Here is a 17,171-nt window from a genome sequence, read left to right as displayed (position 1 = left end):
CGAACGGGTACTCTCAACGCGATATGAGCAGCGAGAACCTCCCCCAGAGCCCTGAGAAGCAGCTCCGCAAGCCGCGGGTGGCCGTAGTGTTCGGCGGCCGCAGTTCGGAACACGGCATCTCGGTCGTGACCGCCGGCGCGGTGCTTCGCGCCATCGACCGTACGAAGTACGACGTGCTGCCCATCGGCATCACGACGGACGGCCGCTGGGCGCTCACCGCCGACGAACCGGAGCGGATGGCGATCAGCGACCGGCGTACCCCCAGCGTCGACGAACTCGCCGAGTCCACCGACGGCGGCGTGGTCATGCCCGTGGACCCGGGCAGCCGTGAAGTCGTCTACAGCGAGCCCGGAACGGTGCCCAAGGTCCTCGGCGAGGTCGACGTCGTCTTCCCGATGCTGCACGGCCCGTACGGCGAGGACGGCACCCTCCAGGGCCTCCTGGAGCTCTCCGGCATCCCGTACGTCGGCTCGGGCGTCCTCGCCTCGGCCGTCGGCCAGGACAAGGAGTACATGAAGCGCGTCTTCACCTCCTTCGGGCTGCCCGTCGGCCCGTACCTCGTGGTGCGTCCGCGCGAGTGGGAGCAGGACGAGAAGGCCGCCCGCCAGCGCATCGCCGACTTCGCCGGTGAGCACGGCTGGCCGCTGTTCATCAAGCCGTCCCGGGCCGGCTCCTCGTTCGGCATCACCAAGGTGGACTCCTTCGAGGGCCTGGACGAGGCCATCGCCGAGGCCCGCCGCCACGACCCCAAGTTCCTCGTCGAGTCGCTGCTGCGCGGCCGCGAGATCGAGTGCGGGGTCCTTGAGTTCGAGGACGGGCCGCGGGCGAGCCTGCCCGCCGAGATCCCGCCGGTGACGGCCCACGACTTCTACGACTTCGAGGCCAAGTACATCGACTCGGCGGCCGGCATCGTGCCCGCGCCGATCGGCGCGGAGGCCACCGCCGAGGTGCAGCGCCTGGCCGTCGAGGCCTTCGAGGCCGCCTCGTGCGAGGGGCTGGTCCGCGCGGACTTCTTCCTCCAGGACAACGGCGAGTTCGTGATCAACGAGATCAACACGATGCCGGGCTTCACGCCGATCTCGATGTACCCGCGGATGTGGCAGGAGAGCGGCGTCGAGTACGCGGACCTGGTCGACAAGCTGATCCAGGCGGCGCTGCGCCGCTCCACGGGGCTTCGCTAGAGGCCCTTGGTGGCCTTGAGGACGGGGGCGCCGAACGCCTGGAGCACGGACGCGTCGTGCGTGTACCGGGTCCCCGTCAGGAGCTCGATGTAGGGGTCCCGGTACGCGGTGACGAACCGGGGGCCCTCGGAGCGCGGGAACACGACCCACCAGACGCCGTTCACCTGAACACCGTTGGACTTGGGGTCGTTCATCTCCTCACCCCGCGGGATCCCGCAGCGCAGTACGATCTCCGCGTCCCCGTCCCCCCACCGGGCCGTCAGCGGCGAGTCCGGGGTGGGGTCGTGTCGCTTCTGGCCGGCCACGGTGTCGGGCAGGAGCTTGTCCAGGGCCTCGCACGCGGCCCGCTCCCGCGCAGGCGGTGAGGGAACCGCCACCTTCGCCGTGGCGTCGGACGAAGAACAGCCCGCGGCCGCCAGGACGGCGACCGCGGACAGGACGAGAAGCGGCCGGCGGCGAGAAAGAGTCACCGGCCCAGGGTATGCGGGGGCTACAGATGGACGACCGGGCAGGTCAGGGTTCTTGTGATGCCGTCCACCTGCTGGACCTTGGCGACCACCATGCGACCGAGTTCGTCGACCGTCTCGGCCTGGGCGCGGACGATCACGTCGTAGGGTCCGGTCACGTCTTCGGCCTGGATCACCCCAGCGAGCTTTCCGATGGCCTCGGCGACTGTCGACGCCTTGCCCACCTCGGTCTGAATGAGGATGTACGCCTGTACCACGGAACCTCCAGGGCGGCCACGAGGATCATGTGGGGGAGAGAAAGAGACGCCACGGTACCGCGTCGCCACGCGCGACGGGGAGACCCGCGCGACCGGCCGCTCACGCCGAGGGGCGAGAGCGGCCATGAAGTTGACGTATGTGTTGACGGTACCCACGGCCGTGACCGCTCGCGACCGCAAGCCGGCCGGGGCACCCGGGGAACGAAAATGAGAGGTGGGACACGGTGAAAGGCACTGTGGGCGAGTTGGGGGAGTTCGGGCTCATCAGGGAGCTGACCTCCCGGCTCACCTCCACCCCCGCGGTCCGGCTGGGCCCGGGCGACGACGCGGCGGTCGTGACCGCACCCGACCGCAGGGTGGTCGCCAGCACGGACATCCTCCTGGAGGGACGGCACTTCCGCCGGGACTGGTCGACGGCGTACGACGTGGGCCGCAAGGCCGCCGCGCAGAACTTGGCCGACATCGCCGCGATGGGCGCGGTGCCGACCGCGGTGCTGCTCGGCCTGGTCGTGCCGGCCGAACTTCCGGTCACCTGGCCCACCGAGCTGATGGACGGCATCCGCGACGAGTGCCAGGTCGCGGGCGCGGCCGTGGTCGGCGGCGATGTCGTACGCGGGGACACCATCACCGTCGCGATCACCGCGCTCGGTGATCTGCGCAACCACGAGCCGGTGACCCGGGCCGGCGCCCAGCCCGGCGACGTCGTCGCGGTGACGGGCTGGCTCGGCTGGTCGGCGGCGGGCTACGCGGTGCTCTCGCGCGGCTTCCGCTCGCCGCGCGCCTTCGTCGAGGCGCACCGCCGCCCGGAGCCCCCGTACCACGCGGGTCCCGCGGCGGCCGGCCTCGGCGCCACCGCCATGACCGACGTCAGCGACGGCCTGGTCGCCGACCTCGGCCACATCGCCGAGGCCAGCAAGGTCCGCATCGACCTGCGCTCGGGCCTCATCGACATCCCGACGCAGATGAGCGACATCGGCCAGGCCGTCGGCGTGGACCCGCTCCAGTGGGTGCTCACCGGCGGCGAGGACCACGCGATCGTCGCGACGTTCCCGCCGGACGTGAAGCTGCCCGCCCGCTGGAAGGTCATCGGCGAGGTCCTCAACCCGTCCGCGCTGCCCACGGTCACCGTGGACGGCGCACCCTGGACCAGCAAGGGCGGCTGGGACCACTTCGGGGACGACCCCGCGTGATCCCCAACGTGCTGACCGTCGCCGGATCCGACTCCGGCGGCGGCGCCGGCATCCAGGCCGACCTCAAGACGATGCTGGCGCTCGGCGTGCACGGCATGAGCGTGATCACCGCCGTCACCGCGCAGAACTCGCTGGGCGTCCAGGGCGCCTGGGAACTGCCGGTGGAGGCGGTACGGGCCCAGTACCGGGCCGTCGCCGACGACATCGGCGTCCAGGCGGTCAAGACCGGCATGCTGTCCTCGGCGGCCCTCGTGGAAGCGGTGGCCGAGCTGCTCGCGGGTACCGACGCCCCGGTCGTCGTGGACCCGGTGGGCGTCTCCAAACACGGCGACCCGCTGCTCGCCGCCGAAGCCCTCGACTCCGTACGCACCCGGCTGCTGCCGACCGCGACCGTCGCCACCCCCAACCTGGACGAGGTGGCCCAGCTCACCGGCGTCCATGTCGAGGACGAGGACGGGATGCGGCGGGCGGCGGGGGCGATCTTGGAGTTCGGGCCGCGCTGGGCGCTCATCAAGGGCGGGCACTACCCCGGCGACGCCCTGGACCTGCTCACCGACGGCGCCGATGAGCACTGGCTGCGGGCCCCGCGCCTGGACAACCGGCACACCCACGGCACGGGCTGCACGCTCGCCTCCGCCATCGCCTCGGGCCTGGCCAAGGGGCTGGCGGTCCCGGAGGCGGTCCGGACGGCCAAGGAGTACGTCACGGGCGCCATCGCCGCGGGATTCGCGCTCGGCGCGGGCATCGGCCCCGTCGACCACGGCTGGCGGTTCCGCTAGCGGGCACGGCCCGGGCAGCGGGTACGGCAAAAAGCCGGTCCACCGAGGTGGACCGGCTTTTCAAGGCAACCGCAGGGGCTGCGCTACGACAGACGTCGCAATTAGCGCGAGACCTTGCCGGCCTTGATGCACGAGGTGCAGACGTTGAGCCGCTTCGGCGTCCGACCGACCACGGCACGCACACGCTGGATGTTCGGGTTCCAGCGACGAGACGTACGGCGGTGCGAGTGCGAAATGTTGTTGCCGAAGCCCGGCCCCTTGCCGCAGACGTCGCAGTTGGCAGCCACGGGTCACTCCAAAGACTTCAGATGCATTAAATGCACTTACAGTGAAATCCGGCGCACCGGAATCAGAGATCTGAAGTGGCTTGCCGGAGGAATTGGCCCGACTCTCGCCGGGCAACCGAAGCAGCATACAACGGCTGCTTGCGAGATACGAAACTACCACGGCCCCGGCCGCCCCCGCCCCGGCCCCCGGCCCGCACCGGGTCTACCCTGCGGCTCAGAGCCTGTGTCCGCACCCCGCCGGGCTGATCCGGGCGGAGTGCGGCCACAGGCTCTCAGCCGCTTCCCGCCCGCAAGGAGGACCACCAGGTGCCGCAGACCCTCGATGCCGTCGCGGTACGCGGCTGGTGCGCGCTGGCGCTGGACGCGCTGGGCCGGGACCGCGAGGCGATCGACGCCATCAACGTCTACCCGGTCGCGGACGGGGACACCGGCACCAACCTCTACCTGACGATGGAGTCCGCCGCTCAGGCCGTCGAGGCGGTCTTCGCCGCCTACCCCGAGCCGCCCGTGTACGACGGCATCCCGCCCACCGCCGATGTCGTACGGGCCATGGCGCACGGCGCGCTGATCGGCGCCCGCGGGAACTCCGGCACGATCCTCGCCCAGCTCCTGCGGGGCATGGCGGAGGTCGTCGCGCAGGACGAGGGCGACCTCGCCGCGGCGCTGCGCAGGGCGGCGTCCGCCGCCCATCTGGCGGTCGCCCACCCCGTCGAGGGCACCGTCCTGTCGGTGGCCACCGCCGCCGCCAAGGCCGCCGAGAATGCCGGCGGCACCCCGGCGGCGATGGCCCAGGCCGCCTACGCGGGGGCCAGGGACGCCCTGGACCGGACACCCTCGCAGCTCGCCGCCCTGGGGCGCGCGGGAGTCGTGGACGCGGGCGGGCGGGGTCTGGTGACCGTCCTCGGCGCCCTGGTCCAGGCCCTCTCCGGCGAGGCCCCCGTCGTACGTCACGAGGCGCGGGTGCCCGTGCCCGTCGAGGACTGCCCGGCGGAGGATGGCGGGGTGGGGCCCGCCTTCGAGGTGATCTACCTCCTGGAGGCCGACGACGCGGCCGTGGACCGGCTGCGGGCCAGGCTCGACGGGCTCGGCGACTCCCTGGTGGTCGTCGGCGGTGACGGGCTCTGGAACGTCCACGTGCACGTCGACGACGCGGGCGCCGCCGTCGAGGCCGGGGTCGAGGCGGGCCGGCCGTACCGGATCCGGATCACGCACTTCGAGCAGCCCGCCGTCGTCGAGCCGCCCCGGGAGCAGGTCCAGCGGGCCGTGGTCGCCGTCGTGCCCGGCGAGGGACTGGCCGGGCTCTGCGCCGAGGCGGGGGCGACGACCGTCCTCGCCCGGCCCGGCGAGGCCCCGGCCAGCGGCGAGCTCGTCGAGGCGATCCGGCGCGCGCACGCCCGCGAGGTCGTGCTGCTGCCGAACGACGCCGAGCTGCGCCACACCGCCGCGGCCGCCGTCGAACAGGCGCGGTCCGAAGGCATCCGGGTCGCGCTCATCCCGACCCGGGCCGCCGTCCAGGGCATCGCGGCACTCGCCGTCCACGCCCCCGAGCGGCGCTTCGACGAGGACGTCGTCGCCATGACCTCCGCGGCCGGCGCCACCCGGCACGCCGAACTGGCCGTCGCCGAACGGCAGTCGTGGACGATGGCCGGCGTCTGCCAGGCCGGGGACGTCCTCGGCCTCATCGACGGCGACGTCGTGGTCATCGGCCACGACCTGGCCGACACCGCCCGCACCGTCCTCGACCGGATGCTCGCGGCGGGCGGCGAACTCGTCACCCTGGTCCTGGCCTCCGACGCCCCGCCGGAGCTGGCCGCCCTGCTCGAATCGCACGTCGGCAGGGCCCACCTGGCGGTCGACACCGTCGTGTACGAGGGCGGCCGCCAAGGGGTTCCGCTGCTGATCGGCGTGGAGTGACCGGGCCGCGGTGTCCGGCCTGCGGTGACCAGTCCGTGCTGACCGGCATGAGGCATCAACTCCCGTACTGGGCACGGATGTTGAGGCTGTACGGGGTGCCCGTCCCGCGACCGGCGGCCTCACTCCCGGGGGCGTCCGGCTGGTCGGCGCGGGCGGGGCGGATCCCGTACGAGGGAAGAAGCCGCGGGAGGCGCCGCCCCGGGGCGAGCGGCGCCGGTGTGACCAGCGGTTATCCACAGGCTTTGGCGGGCTGTCAGTCCGGTGGTGTGCAATGGATCGCGTGCCTGCGCTCGAAGAACCACTGAAGAAGCTGCTCGGCGGACCCACCGCGAAGGTGATGGCCGAGCACCTCGACCTGCACACGGTCGGCGACCTCCTGCACCACTACCCGCGGCGGTACGAGGAGCGCGGCCAGCTCACCAAGCTGGCCGAGCTGCCCCTGGACGAGGACGTGACGGTCGTCGCCCAGGTCGCCGACGCCCGGGTGCACACCTTCAACGGGGGGCGCGGCCAGCGCCTGGAGATCACCATCACCGACGGCAGCGGCCGGCTCCAGTTGGTCTTCTTCGGCCGCGGCATCCACAAGCCGCACAAGGAGCTGCTGCCCGGCAGCCGGGCGATGTTCGCCGGCAAGGTGTCAATGTTCAACCGGCGCATGCAGCTCGCCCACCCCACCTACGCCAAGCTGGGCGCGGACCCCGCCGATGGCGATGACGCGGTCGACATCGACTCGTGGGCGGGCGCGCTGATCCCGATCTACCCGGCGTGCAAGGGCCTGGAGTCCTGGAAGATCGCCAAGGCGGTCGACGCGGTGCTGCCCAGTGCCCAGGAGGCCGTCGACCCGCTCCCCGAAGCCCTGCGCGAAGGCCGCGGCTTCGTCTCGCTGCCCGAAGCCCTCCTCAAGGTCCACCGGCCGCACACCAAGGCCGACATCGAGGACGCGCGCCAGCGCCTGAAGTGGGACGAGGCCTTCGTCCTCCAGGTGGCCCTCGCCCGCCGCCGCCACGCGGACGGCCAACTCCCCGCCGTGGCAAGGCGACCGGCCCCGGGAGGCCTGCTCGACGCCTTCGACGCCAAGCTGCCCTTCACCCTCACCGAGGGCCAGCGGAAGGTCTCCAAGGAGATCTTCGACGACCTGGCGACCGAGCACCCGATGCACCGGCTCCTCCAGGGGGAGGTCGGAAGCGGGAAGACGATGGTCGCGCTGCGCGCCATGCTCGCCGTCGTCGACTCCGGCGGGCAGGCCGCCCTGCTCGCGCCCACCGAAGTGCTCGCCCAGCAGCACCACCGCTCCATCACCGAGATGATGGGCGAGCTCGCCGAGGGCGGGATGCTGGGGGGCTCCGACCTCGGCACCAAGGTCGTACTGCTCACCGGGTCCATGGGCATGCCCGCCCGACGTCAGGCCCTGCTCGACCTGGTCACCGGCGAGGCCGGCGTCGTCATCGGCACGCACGCCCTGATCGAGGACAAGGTGCAGTTCCACGACCTCGGCCTGGTCGTCGTCGACGAGCAGCACCGCTTCGGCGTCGAGCAGCGCGATGCCCTGCGCGGCAAGGGCAAGCAGCCCCCGCACCTGCTCGTCATGACGGCCACGCCGATCCCGCGCACGGTCGCCATGACGGTCTTCGGCGACCTGGAGACCTCGGTCCTCGACCAACTGCCCGCCGGGCGCTCGCCCATCGCCAGCCATGTCGTGCCCGCCCAGGACAAGCCGCACTTCCTGGCCCGCGCCTGGGAGCGGGTCCGCGAGGAGGTCGACAAGGGGCACCAGGCGTACGTGGTGTGTCCGCGCATCGGGGACGACGAGGACGAGGCCAAGTCCGCCAAGGGGAAGAAGAAGGCCGAGGAGGCCGAGACCGCCGACAAGCGGCCCCCGCTCGCCGTGATCGAGATCGCCGACCAGTTGTCGAAGGGCCCCCTCAAGGGGCTGCGCACCGAGATCCTGCACGGCCGGATGCAGCCGGACGACAAGGACGACGTGATGCGCCGGTTCGGCGCCGGAGAGGTGGACGTCCTGGTCGCCACCACCGTCATCGAGGTCGGTGTGAACGTGCCGAACGCCACCGCGATGGTGATCATGGACGCCGACCGGTTCGGCGTCTCCCAGCTCCACCAGCTGCGCGGCCGCGTCGGCCGTGGCTCCGCGCCGGGCCTGTGCCTGCTCGTCACCGACATGCCGGAGGCGAGCCCGGCCCGGGCCCGTCTCAACGCCGTCGCCTCCACCCTCGACGGCTTCGAGCTCTCCCGCATCGACCTCGAACAGCGCCGCGAGGGCGACGTGCTCGGCCAGGCCCAGTCCGGGGTGCGCTCCTCGCTGCGGATGCTCACCGTCATCGACGACGAGGAGGTCATCGCCGCCGCCCGCGAGGAGGCCGCCACGGTGGTCGCCGAGGACCCGGATCTCGCACACCTCCCGGGGCTGCGCACGGCCCTGGACGCCCTCCTGGACAAGGACCGCGAGCAGTACCTCGACAAGGGCTGAGAGACTGGGGAAGCACATCCGACGCATGTACACGGACAAGGACTGAGATGACCCGCGTGATCGCCGGCCGGGCCGGTGGACGCCGCCTCGCCGTACCGCCGGGCACCGGCACCCGCCCCACCTCCGACCGGGCGCGCGAGGGCCTCTTCTCCACCTGGGAGGCGCTGCTCGGCACGCTCGACGGCATCCGGATCGCCGATCTGTACGCGGGCTCCGGAGCCGTGGGCCTGGAGGCGCTCTCCCGCGGCGCGGACCACGCCCTGCTCGTCGAGGCCGACGGCCGCGCCGCCCGCACCGTCCGCGACAACGTGGCCGCGCTCAAGCTGCCCGGGGCCGAAGTGCGTACCGGCAAAGCGGAGCAGATCGTGACAGGCCCGGCGCCCGCCGACCCGTACGACGTGGTTTTCCTGGACCCGCCGTACGCCGTCACCGATGACGATCTTCGGGAGATCCTGCTCACACTCCGTCGTGGGGGCTGGCTCGCGGAGGACTGTCTCGTCACCGTGGAGCGCAGCACCAGAGGCGGGGAATTCGGCTGGCCCGAAGGATTCGAAGCACTGCGGGCCCGTCGCTACGGCGAGGGCACGCTTTGGTACGGTCGCGCCGCCTCCACGTGCGAAAACGCACCGCGAGACACCCCATGACCGGACCGGAGAGCGAGGGACATCAGTTGCGCCGCGCCGTCTGTCCGGGGTCCTTTGACCCCATCACCAACGGACACCTCGACATCATCGCCCGCGCCTCCCGCCTGTACGACGTCGTACATGTCGCGGTGATGATCAACCAGTCGAAGCAGGGCCTGTTCACCATCGAGGAGCGGATCGAGATGATCCGCGAGGTGACGGCCGACTTCGGCAACGTGGAGGTCGAGTCCTTCCACGGCCTGCTCGTCGACTTCTGCAAGCAGCGGGACATCCCCGCGATCGTCAAGGGCCTCCGCGCCGTCAGCGACTTCGACTACGAGTTGCAGATGGCTCAGATGAACAACGGGCTCTCGGGCGTCGAGACCCTGTTCGTGCCCACCAATCCGACGTACAGCTTCCTGTCGTCCTCGCTGGTCAAGGAGGTCGCGACCTGGGGCGGAGACGTCTCCCACCTGCTGCCCGCCACCGTCCACGAGGCCCTGGTCGCCAGGCTCGCCGAGAAGTGAGCCACAGGGGCAACACCTGACAGACCGTCACCCGGTGTCGGGCGGGCGCCGACTGGCCTTACAGTCGTCCCGTCCGTCTCCAATCCGTTAGAAGAGTGGCGATCACCGGTGGACGTGCAGAAGAAGCTCGACGAGATCGTCGAGGTGGTCGGCAGCGCCCGGTCCATGCCCATGTCGGCCTCGTGCGTGGTCAACCGCGCCGACCTCCTCGCGATGCTGGAAGAGGTGCGCCAGGCCCTGCCCGGTTCGCTCGCCCAGGCCCAGGAGCTGATCGGCGGCCGTGAGCAGATGGTCGAGCAGGCCCGTCAGGAGGCCGAGCGGATCATCGAGTCCGCGCACGCCCAGCGCGGCACGCTGATCTCCGACACCGCCGTGGCCCGCCAGTCCCAGGACGAGGCGGACCGGATCCTGGGCGACGCCCGCCGGGAGGCCGAGGAGATCCGCGCCGAGGCCGACGACTACGTCGACTCCAAGCTCGCCAACTTCGAGGTCGTCCTCACCAAGACCATCGGCTCGGTCGACCGCGGCCGCGAGAAGCTCCTCGGCCGCGGCCCGGGCCTGGACGACCAGGGCCGCACGGACGAGGACGCCCCCGAGTACAGCGCGGACCCCAAGACCTTGATCCACCGGGCCGACGAGTACGTCGACGCCAAGCTGGGCGCCTTCGAGGCGGTGCTCGCCAAGACCCTCGAAGCCGTCGGCCGCGGCCGCCAGAAGCTGCACGGCCGGACCGCCTCCGACGAACTGGGCGCCCACATGGCCGCCCAGGACGCGGCGGGCGACCTGCACCAGCACACCAGCGACGCCGACTACCTGGCCGGCCTCGCGGAGCTCGCCGAGCCGGACCCGGCCGCCGCCCACGCCGCCGCCGAGCCGCACATCCCGGCGCAGCAGCAGCCCCAGGCGTACGACCCGTACGGCTACCAGCAGCCCCAGCAGGATCCGTACTCCTACCAGCAGCAGCCCCAGCAGCCGGAGCACTACGCGCAGTACGGGTACGCCCAGCAGGACCCCTATGCCTACGACCCGAACCAGCAGTACGCCGTCCCCGACGCCGGGCAGTACGGCGTGCCGCCGCAGCCCCAGCACCAGCCGCAGCAGGCCGCGCTCGACGAGACCAGCCTCTTCGACACCAGCATGATCAACCTGGACCAGCTGCGCGCCTACGAGCAGGGCCACGGGCAGAACCGCCCCTAGCTCTGTGCCGCCGTACGCCGCCGTAGAGGAGGGGTAGGGCCGGATTGGGCCTATCGCTGCCCGTCCAGTATCCTGGCTCTTCGGTCGCGCGTACGTCCGCGATCCACGCTGCCCGATTCGCTCCGCGAAGCCGGTGGCAGCCACTCCACGACCTCGAAAGCAGGAAGAGCCCTGAGCACGCGCCTCGACCACCGCAATCCCCTCGTGTTCGACACACACGAGCTGGGACGGCGTCCCGGTGCGCTCCAGCGGCTCTCCCGCACCGTGGAGGCCCCGAAGGAACTCGGCATTCCCGAGGTCATCCACGTGCCCGAGGGCAGGCCCGTGGAAATCGAGCTCCGCCTGGAGTCGGTCATGGAAGGGGTGCTTGTCACAGGCACCGCCCGTGCATCGGCCGAGGGTGAGTGCGTAAGGTGTCTGGAGCCGCTTCAGCAGGACGTTGAAGTGGACTTCCAGGAAATGTTCTCGTACCCCGACACCGACGACCGGGGCCGCCGCAAGGCAGCCGCGGACGACGATGCCGAGGACGACGAGGACATGATTCCGCTTGAGGACGGCATGTTCGACCTTGAGCCTTTGCTGCGTGATGCGGTGGTGCTCGCACTGCCGATGCAGCCGGTGTGCCGGGAGGACTGCCCTGGGCTCTGTTCCGAATGCGGAGCGAGCCTGGCGGACGACCCGGACCACCACCACGACGCCGTCGACATTCGTTGGGCGGCATTGCAGGGACTCGCCGGGACCATCCAGGACGGCGAGAAGGACAACATGAGCGGCACTGCGTCTGACGTGCAGGATGCCGCCGAGAAGCAGGAGAAGTAGCCGTGGCTGTTCCGAAGCGGAAGATGTCGCGCAGCAACACGCGCCACCGCCGGTCGCAGTGGAAGGCTGCGGTCCCCACCCTGGTTGCGTGCGAGCGCTGCCATGAGCCGAAGCTCCAGCACATCGCGTGCCCGAGCTGCGGCACCTACAACAAGCGCCAGGTCCTCGAGGTCTGAGCGGCTGGTGAGAGGCCCGATGTCTGAGTCCAACGCCAAAAAGGCGGACAACAACACGGCCTCGTCCCACACGCTTCTGGAAGGGCGGCTCGGGTATCAGCTCGAGTCCGCCCTTCTGGTGCGTGCGCTCACCCACCGTTCGTACGCGTACGAGAACGGCGGTCTGCCGACCAACGAGCGGCTTGAGTTCCTTGGGGACTCGGTGCTCGGTCTGGTCGTCACCGACACGCTGTACCGCACCCACCCCGACCTCCCGGAAGGCCAACTGGCCAAGCTCCGGGCCGCGGTGGTCAATTCTCGTGCGCTCGCGGAGGTGGGCCGCGGGCTCGAACTCGGCTCCTTCATCCGGCTCGGCCGGGGTGAAGAGGGCACGGGCGGCCGGGACAAGGCATCCATCCTCGCCGACACCCTTGAAGCGGTGATCGGCGCTGTCTATCTCGACCAGGGTCTTGAGGCGGCGTCCGCGCTCGTCCACAAGCTGTTCGACCCCCTGATCGAGAAGTCCTCGAACCTCGGGGCCGGCCTGGACTGGAAGACCAGTCTCCAGGAGCTGACGGCGGCCGAAGGGCTCGGAGTTCCCGAGTACCTGGTCTCCGAAACCGGACCCGACCACGAGAAGACCTTTACTGCTGCCGCCCGCGTCGGTGGTGTCTCGTACGGCACCGGCACCGGCCGCAGCAAGAAGGAAGCGGAGCAGCAGGCCGCGGAGTCGGCATGGCGGGCCATTCGCGCCGCCGCCGACGAGCGGGCCAAGGCCGCGGCGGAAGCTCCCGTCGCCGCCGCGGCCGATGGCGGGTCGCCGACCCCCGCCGCCGGCGGTTCGGCGGCCTGACCAGCGCCTTCCTTCGAGCCCCCGCCCAGCGCACTCCGGTGCGGGGCGGGGGTTTTCGCTTGTCCCGGCATGGGCCCGGCCCCTCTTTCCGGGCCCGCCGCGACCGTCCGCCGGGCGCGCGGTAATCTGCGCGCATGCCTGAGCTGCCTGAAGTCGAAGTGGTCCGGCGCGGACTTGAGCGCTGGGTGGCCGGGCGCACGGTGGCGGACGTCGAGGTGCTGCATCCGCGCGCCGTACGCCGCCACCTCGCCGGGGGCGACGACTTCGCGGCGCGGCTCAAGGGGCACCGGATCGGCGTCGCCCAGCGGCGCGGGAAGTATCTGTGGCTGCCGCTCGCGGACACGGACGCCTCCGTGCTCGGGCACCTCGGCATGAGCGGACAGCTGCTCGTGCAGCCGCAGGACGCCCCGGACGAGAAGCACCTGCGGATCCGGGTCAGGTTCCAGGACGAGGCCGGCACCGAGCTGCGCTTCGTCGACCAGCGGACCTTCGGCGGGCTCTCGCTCCACGACAACACGCCCGACGGGCTGCCCGACGTCATCGCGCACATCGCCCGGGACCCGCTGGACCCCGCGTTCGACGACGAGGCATTCTTCGCGGCGCTGCGACTGCGGCGCACCACGGTCAAACGAGCACTGCTCGATCAATCGCTCATCAGCGGGGTCGGCAACATCTACGCCGACGAGGCGCTCTGGCGCGCCCGGCTGCACTACGACCGCCCGACCGCGACGCTGAACCGCCCCAAGGCGGCCGAACTCCTGGGCCACGCACGGGAGGTGATGAACGAGGCGCTCGCCGTCGGCGGCACCAGCTTCGACAGCCTCTACGTCAACGTGAACGGCGAATCCGGGTACTTCGAGCGCTCGCTGGACGCCTACGGCCGCGAGGGCGAGCCGTGCCGGCGCTGCGGAACGGCGATGCGCAGGAGCGCCTGGATGAACCGGTCCAGCTACTTCTGCCCGAAGTGTCAGAGGGCCCCGCGCTCCGCGTCGTAGCTCTGCTGCGCCTCAAGAACCGACGGCATCCGGTCCTCCACGAAGTGGATGAGCGAGAGCAGCCGTTCGGTCACCTCCCGGCCCAGAGGGGTCAGTTCGTAGTCGACCCGGGGCGGGTTCGTCGGCTGCGCCTCGCGGTGTACGAGGCCGTCGCGCTCCAGTGAGTGCAGCGTCTGGGAGAGCATCTTCTCGCTCACGCCGTCGACCCGGCGCCGCAGCTCGTTGAAGCGCAGGCTCCCCTCATGCAGCGCGCCCAGCGTCAGGCTGCCCCAGCGCCCCGTCACGTCCTCCAGCGTGCGCCGCGACGGGCAGGCCTTGGAGAACACGTTGAACGCCAGGTCCTCGTCGCAGGAGGGCTCCGCGGTGCGCGCCGTGCTGATGGAGGTCTCGTTCATGGCCTCAGGCTACTCCTCCACAGCGCCCACGCACAGGTTGCGCTAACGAAAGGTTAGTGCTTACCTATGGATAGCGCCGCAGCGGGCAGCCGCCGCGGATCCGGCCCCGGCCGACGCGCTGCACCCTGCCGCTTTTCCACGCCTCTGAGGGGATTCCTGCCATGACCACTCCTGTTGTCTCGATCGCCTACCACTCCGGCTACGGCCACACCGCCGTCCTCGCCGAGGCCGTCCGCGACGGCGCCGCCGAGGCCGGGGCGACCGTCCACTTCATCAAGGTCGACGCCATCACCGAGGCCGACTGGGACCTCCTCGACGCCTCCGACGCCATCGTCTTCGGCTCGCCCACCTACATGGGCACCGCGTCCGGCGCCTTCCACCAGTTCGCCGAGGCCACCTCGAAGCGCTGGTTCACCGGCGCCTGGCTGGACAAGATCGCCGCCGGCTTCACCAACTCCGGCTCCAAGAGCGGCGACAAGAGCCACACCCTGCAGTACTTCCAGACGCTGGCCGCCCAGCACGGCATGCACTGGGTGAACCTCGGCCTGAAGCCCGGCTGGAACTCCTCCACCGGTTCCGAGCACGACCTCAACCGGCTCGGCTTCTCCTCCGGCGCCGGCGCCCAGACCAACTCCGACGAGGGCCCCGAGGCCGTCCACAAGGCCGACATCGCGACCGCCGAACACCTCGGCCGCCGCATCACCGAGACCACCCGCGTCTTCATCACGGGCAAGGCGGCCGTGAGCGCCTGATCACCCGCTCCGTACGGAACGCGCATTCGGCTCCTGGTACGAGCAATTGGATCGCATACGAAAGGGCCCCCGCCGTTCACAACGGAGGGGGCTCTTTCCTGCGCGTACGAAGCTTCATGCGCGTACGAGCGCATTCCGTACATGCGATTACGTATGAGCGATTGCGCGGACGGGATGTGCGTCCGGGCAAATGATCAGAAGCCGAAGTCTTGGGTCCACCAGGGGCCGCCGGGGCCGAAGTGCACGCCGACGCCCAGAGACTTGTACTGGCAGTTCAGGATGTTCGCCCGGTGGCCGGGGCTGTTCATCCAGGCGTCCATCACGGCCTTGGCGTCCGCCTGGCCGCGGGCTATGTTCTCGCCGCCGAGGCCCTGGAGGCCCGCCTTCGCGGCCCGGTCCCACGGAGTCCTGCCGTCCGGGTCGGTGTGGTCGAAGAACCCGCGGGCCGCCATGTCGTCGCTGAACGCGGTGGCGAGCGAGGCCAGCGCCGGGTCCGCCGACACGGGGCTGCAGCCGACCTGCGCCCGCTCCAGGTTGACCAGCGACATCACGGTGGCGGCGGCCGAGGCCTCGGCGGTCGGCACCTGGGCGCGCTGCGAGGGGACGAGCTTCGCGGGTGTGCTCGCCGGTGCGCTCGACGGGGAGGCCGGCTTCGGCGGGGCCGGAGCCTCGGACTTCTTCTGAGGGGCGGGCGGGGAGGCGGGCGCCGACGGCGTGGCCGAAGCACTGGGGGAGGGGGCGGTCGACGGCGCGTGCGCGGCCTTGGCCGACTCGGCGGGCGTGGGCGCCGCGCTGCTGGGCTTCTCCGACTCGCCGCCCTGTGCCTGAACGTCCGGGGTCCGGCTCGCCTGCACCTGGCCGCCCGCCATGGTGTCGCCGCTCACCTTGTATATGCCGCCGCCGGGCAGCAGGCCCGAGGCGACGGCCACCGCGCCCACGGCCACCGCGGCGGAGGCGCCGAGCAGCCCGGTGCGCACGGGCACGATCGCCCGCTTCTTGCGGCGTGACCCACCCGGGGACCGGCCGTCCTGACCCGCCGCGGGTACGGCGGGCGCGGGTTCGGCGGCGGAGCGACGATGGCGTCCCATCTGCTGTGCCTTCCTCAATGCCGTGGGCAATGTCTGGTCGCATTGCCGTGGGGGCCGTGGACGGCCTTAAATGATCAAATGGGCACTAACCCATACGGGTGAGGCTCATTTCGTCGCGACTGTACGCCATGACGCATGGGGGCGAAGTGCTGCGTGAGCAATTGGCCGGTTAGCGTGCAGGTATGAACGAAGGTGCGCACGGAGATGTTCGACTCACGGCCTGGGTGCGCGGGCGAGTACAGCAAGTCGGCTTCCGCTGGTTCACCAGGGCAAACGCTTTGGAGATCGGCGGCCTCAGCGGGTTCGCCCTGAATCTGGACGACGGACGCGTCCAGGTCGTCGCCGAGGGGCCACGTGAGAATTGCCACCGTTTGCTGGAGTGGCTTCGCTCCGACGACACACCGGGCCGCGTCGACGGAGTTACGGAGATCTGGGACACAGCGCGGGGCGGCTACGACACCTTCGCCATCCGCTGATCATCATTCGGCAATCGACGGGCGGCCGGTCGCGGTGACGCCCCGCGTCCGGCTCGCAACCATGCGCTGACCTCGAACGATCTGCCTGTTGCCATCTCGCGCCGAGCGTGCAAGGCTGCGAGAAGTACGGATGATCTCCACGCCCCCAGGGCTCCGAGCAGAGGCAGCACCGCTCGTTCAGCGGTCGCGGGCCCCCGGATTGCCGATGGATACGGGGCGTGATCGTGTTGACCGTCAAACTTTTTGGTGAGACTCTGGAAGCCCCGCGCACCTTAGCTGTTTGGCATGAAGAACCGCAGTCAAGTCCAAGCACCGCGGGTGCGATTCCCTCACGACCCACACCGCTTCGGTCGGTCACTCAGTGTGGAGGACCATCCATCATGGCAAAGGCGCTTCTCGGTTACGTCGGCGGTTCCGACCCGCGACTCCTCGCCGAGATGCGACGGCTCCAGCAGCGCGTCCAGGACCTCGAATCCGAGCTCAACCGGATTCAGTCCGAGAACGACGTGCTGTCCGCTGCCGCCGCTTCGCACCGCGGAGATTCGCTGCTCGAAGGCATCGACATCGACGTCCCGCAGGCGGAGCCCGCACTCACCTGACCCCGGGGTGAGAGAGGCTTCCGTCCCTCTCGTCGAGATCGAGAGATCCGCAAGACCTGCAATGTATTGCAAGGGACGCTCCGGCGTCCCTTCTTTCTTTCTTCCGGCGCACGAGAGGCCGGTCAGCCTTTC

General features: G+C 70.8%; 20 protein-coding genes. 15 read left to right on the top strand and 5 right to left on the bottom strand.

The window, feature by feature from the left end:
* Positions 1-23: 23 nt before the first annotated feature.
* Positions 24-1,181: a D-alanine--D-alanine ligase family protein gene (locus tag ACWC2B_RS13485; RefSeq protein WP_450716610.1), complete on the top strand. Its 1,158-nt coding sequence runs from the start codon at positions 24-26 to the stop codon at positions 1,179-1,181.
* Here the strand turns inward: ACWC2B_RS13485 and ACWC2B_RS13480 are convergent.
* Together ACWC2B_RS13480 and ACWC2B_RS13475 are read right to left on the bottom strand one after the other, a co-directional pair.
* A complete protein-coding gene (locus ACWC2B_RS13480; protein ID WP_450716609.1) occupies positions 1,178-1,651 on the bottom strand; it encodes a DUF3515 family protein in 474 nt (157 codons plus the stop codon). The two genes, ACWC2B_RS13485 and ACWC2B_RS13480, sit on opposite strands and share 4 nt — an antisense overlap.
* A 20-nt stretch (positions 1,652-1,671) precedes the next feature.
* Positions 1,672-1,905 carry an Lrp/AsnC family transcriptional regulator gene (locus ACWC2B_RS13475; protein WP_053727902.1) on the bottom strand — a complete coding sequence of 78 codons (234 nt, stop codon included), beginning with the start codon at positions 1,903-1,905 and terminating at the stop codon, positions 1,672-1,674.
* Positions 1,906-2,129: 224 nt separating this feature from the next.
* Here ACWC2B_RS13475 and ACWC2B_RS13470 point away from each other — a divergent pair, with 224 nt between their 5' ends.
* On the top strand, positions 2,130-3,095 hold the full coding sequence (locus ACWC2B_RS13470) for a thiamine-phosphate kinase (protein ID WP_053727946.1): 966 nt from the start codon (positions 2,130-2,132) through the stop codon (positions 3,093-3,095).
* Positions 3,092-3,874 carry a bifunctional hydroxymethylpyrimidine kinase/phosphomethylpyrimidine kinase gene (gene thiD / locus ACWC2B_RS13465; protein WP_450716608.1) on the top strand — a complete coding sequence of 261 codons (783 nt, stop codon included), beginning with the start codon at positions 3,092-3,094 and terminating at the stop codon, positions 3,872-3,874. The genes ACWC2B_RS13470 and thiD overlap by 4 nt, the downstream gene beginning before the upstream one ends.
* A 101-nt stretch (positions 3,875-3,975) precedes the next feature.
* Here thiD and rpmB read toward each other — a convergent pair whose 3' ends face one another.
* The gene (gene rpmB, locus ACWC2B_RS13460) at positions 3,976-4,161 is read right to left on the bottom strand and encodes a 50S ribosomal protein L28 (RefSeq protein ID WP_003957616.1); all 186 of its coding nucleotides are present in this window, start codon (positions 4,159-4,161) and stop codon (positions 3,976-3,978) included.
* Between the two features lie 306 nt (positions 4,162-4,467).
* Between rpmB and ACWC2B_RS13455 the strand changes: the two genes are divergently transcribed.
* The 9 genes from ACWC2B_RS13455 (at position 4,468) to mutM (ending at position 13,729) form a co-directional block, all read left to right on the top strand.
* Positions 4,468-6,075 (top strand): DAK2 domain-containing protein, encoded by a 1,608-nt coding sequence (locus ACWC2B_RS13455; protein ID WP_450716607.1) that lies wholly within the window; start codon positions 4,468-4,470, stop codon positions 6,073-6,075.
* 271 nt (positions 6,076-6,346) lie between these two features.
* Complete coding sequence (gene recG, locus ACWC2B_RS13450; protein ID WP_450716606.1) at positions 6,347-8,560, top strand: ATP-dependent DNA helicase RecG; 2,214 nt, start codon at positions 6,347-6,349, stop codon at positions 8,558-8,560.
* 47 nt (positions 8,561-8,607) lie between these two features.
* On the top strand, positions 8,608-9,204 hold the full coding sequence (gene rsmD / locus ACWC2B_RS13445) for a 16S rRNA (guanine(966)-N(2))-methyltransferase RsmD (protein WP_450716605.1): 597 nt from the start codon (positions 8,608-8,610) through the stop codon (positions 9,202-9,204).
* Positions 9,205-9,230: 26 nt separating this feature from the next.
* Entirely contained in the window at positions 9,231-9,710 is a 480-nt protein-coding gene (coaD, locus tag ACWC2B_RS13440; protein WP_053727907.1) for a pantetheine-phosphate adenylyltransferase, read from the top strand.
* 108 nt (positions 9,711-9,818) lie between these two features.
* A complete protein-coding gene (locus ACWC2B_RS13435; RefSeq protein ID WP_450716604.1) occupies positions 9,819-10,907 on the top strand; it encodes an ATP synthase F0 subunit B in 1,089 nt (362 codons plus the stop codon).
* 171 nt (positions 10,908-11,078) lie between these two features.
* Positions 11,079-11,726 carry a YceD family protein gene (locus tag ACWC2B_RS13430; RefSeq protein ID WP_450716744.1) on the top strand — a complete coding sequence of 216 codons (648 nt, stop codon included), beginning with the start codon at positions 11,079-11,081 and terminating at the stop codon, positions 11,724-11,726.
* Between the two features lie 2 nt (positions 11,727-11,728).
* Entirely contained in the window at positions 11,729-11,902 is a 174-nt protein-coding gene (gene rpmF, locus ACWC2B_RS13425) for a 50S ribosomal protein L32 (protein WP_007493396.1), read from the top strand.
* A gap of 19 nt (positions 11,903-11,921) precedes the next feature.
* Positions 11,922-12,734, top strand: a complete 813-nt coding sequence (gene rnc, locus ACWC2B_RS13420) for a ribonuclease III (protein WP_450716603.1) — start codon at positions 11,922-11,924, stop codon at positions 12,732-12,734.
* A 134-nt stretch (positions 12,735-12,868) separates the two neighbouring features.
* Entirely contained in the window at positions 12,869-13,729 is an 861-nt protein-coding gene (gene mutM, locus ACWC2B_RS13415; RefSeq protein ID WP_450716602.1) for a bifunctional DNA-formamidopyrimidine glycosylase/DNA-(apurinic or apyrimidinic site) lyase, read from the top strand.
* Here mutM and ACWC2B_RS13410 read toward each other — a convergent pair.
* Positions 13,702-14,124, bottom strand: coding sequence for a winged helix-turn-helix transcriptional regulator (locus ACWC2B_RS13410; protein WP_450716601.1), 423 nt, complete (start codon positions 14,122-14,124; stop codon positions 13,702-13,704). The genes mutM and ACWC2B_RS13410 overlap by 28 nt on opposite strands.
* A gap of 161 nt (positions 14,125-14,285) precedes the next feature.
* Here ACWC2B_RS13410 and ACWC2B_RS13405 point away from each other — a divergent pair, with 161 nt between their 5' ends.
* On the top strand, positions 14,286-14,876 hold the full coding sequence (locus ACWC2B_RS13405) for a flavodoxin family protein (protein ID WP_450716600.1): 591 nt from the start codon (positions 14,286-14,288) through the stop codon (positions 14,874-14,876).
* A 194-nt stretch (positions 14,877-15,070) separates the two neighbouring features.
* Here ACWC2B_RS13405 and ACWC2B_RS13400 read toward each other — a convergent pair whose 3' ends face one another.
* Positions 15,071-15,964, bottom strand: a complete 894-nt coding sequence (locus ACWC2B_RS13400) for a CAP domain-containing protein (RefSeq protein ID WP_450716599.1) — start codon at positions 15,962-15,964, stop codon at positions 15,071-15,073.
* A gap of 182 nt (positions 15,965-16,146) precedes the next feature.
* Between ACWC2B_RS13400 and ACWC2B_RS13395 the strand changes: the two genes are divergently transcribed.
* The gene (locus ACWC2B_RS13395; RefSeq protein ID WP_450716598.1) at positions 16,147-16,440 is read left to right on the top strand and encodes an acylphosphatase; all 294 of its coding nucleotides are present in this window, start codon (positions 16,147-16,149) and stop codon (positions 16,438-16,440) included.
* A 380-nt stretch (positions 16,441-16,820) separates the two neighbouring features.
* Entirely contained in the window at positions 16,821-17,039 is a 219-nt protein-coding gene (locus ACWC2B_RS13390; RefSeq protein WP_053727915.1) for a hypothetical protein, read from the top strand.
* Positions 17,040-17,171: the final 132 nt, after the last annotated feature.

This window comes from Streptomyces sp. NPDC001415 (genome assembly GCF_053597395.1).
Note: the sequence above shows the minus strand (reverse complement) of the source record. Positions and strands in the feature narration are given on the sequence as shown.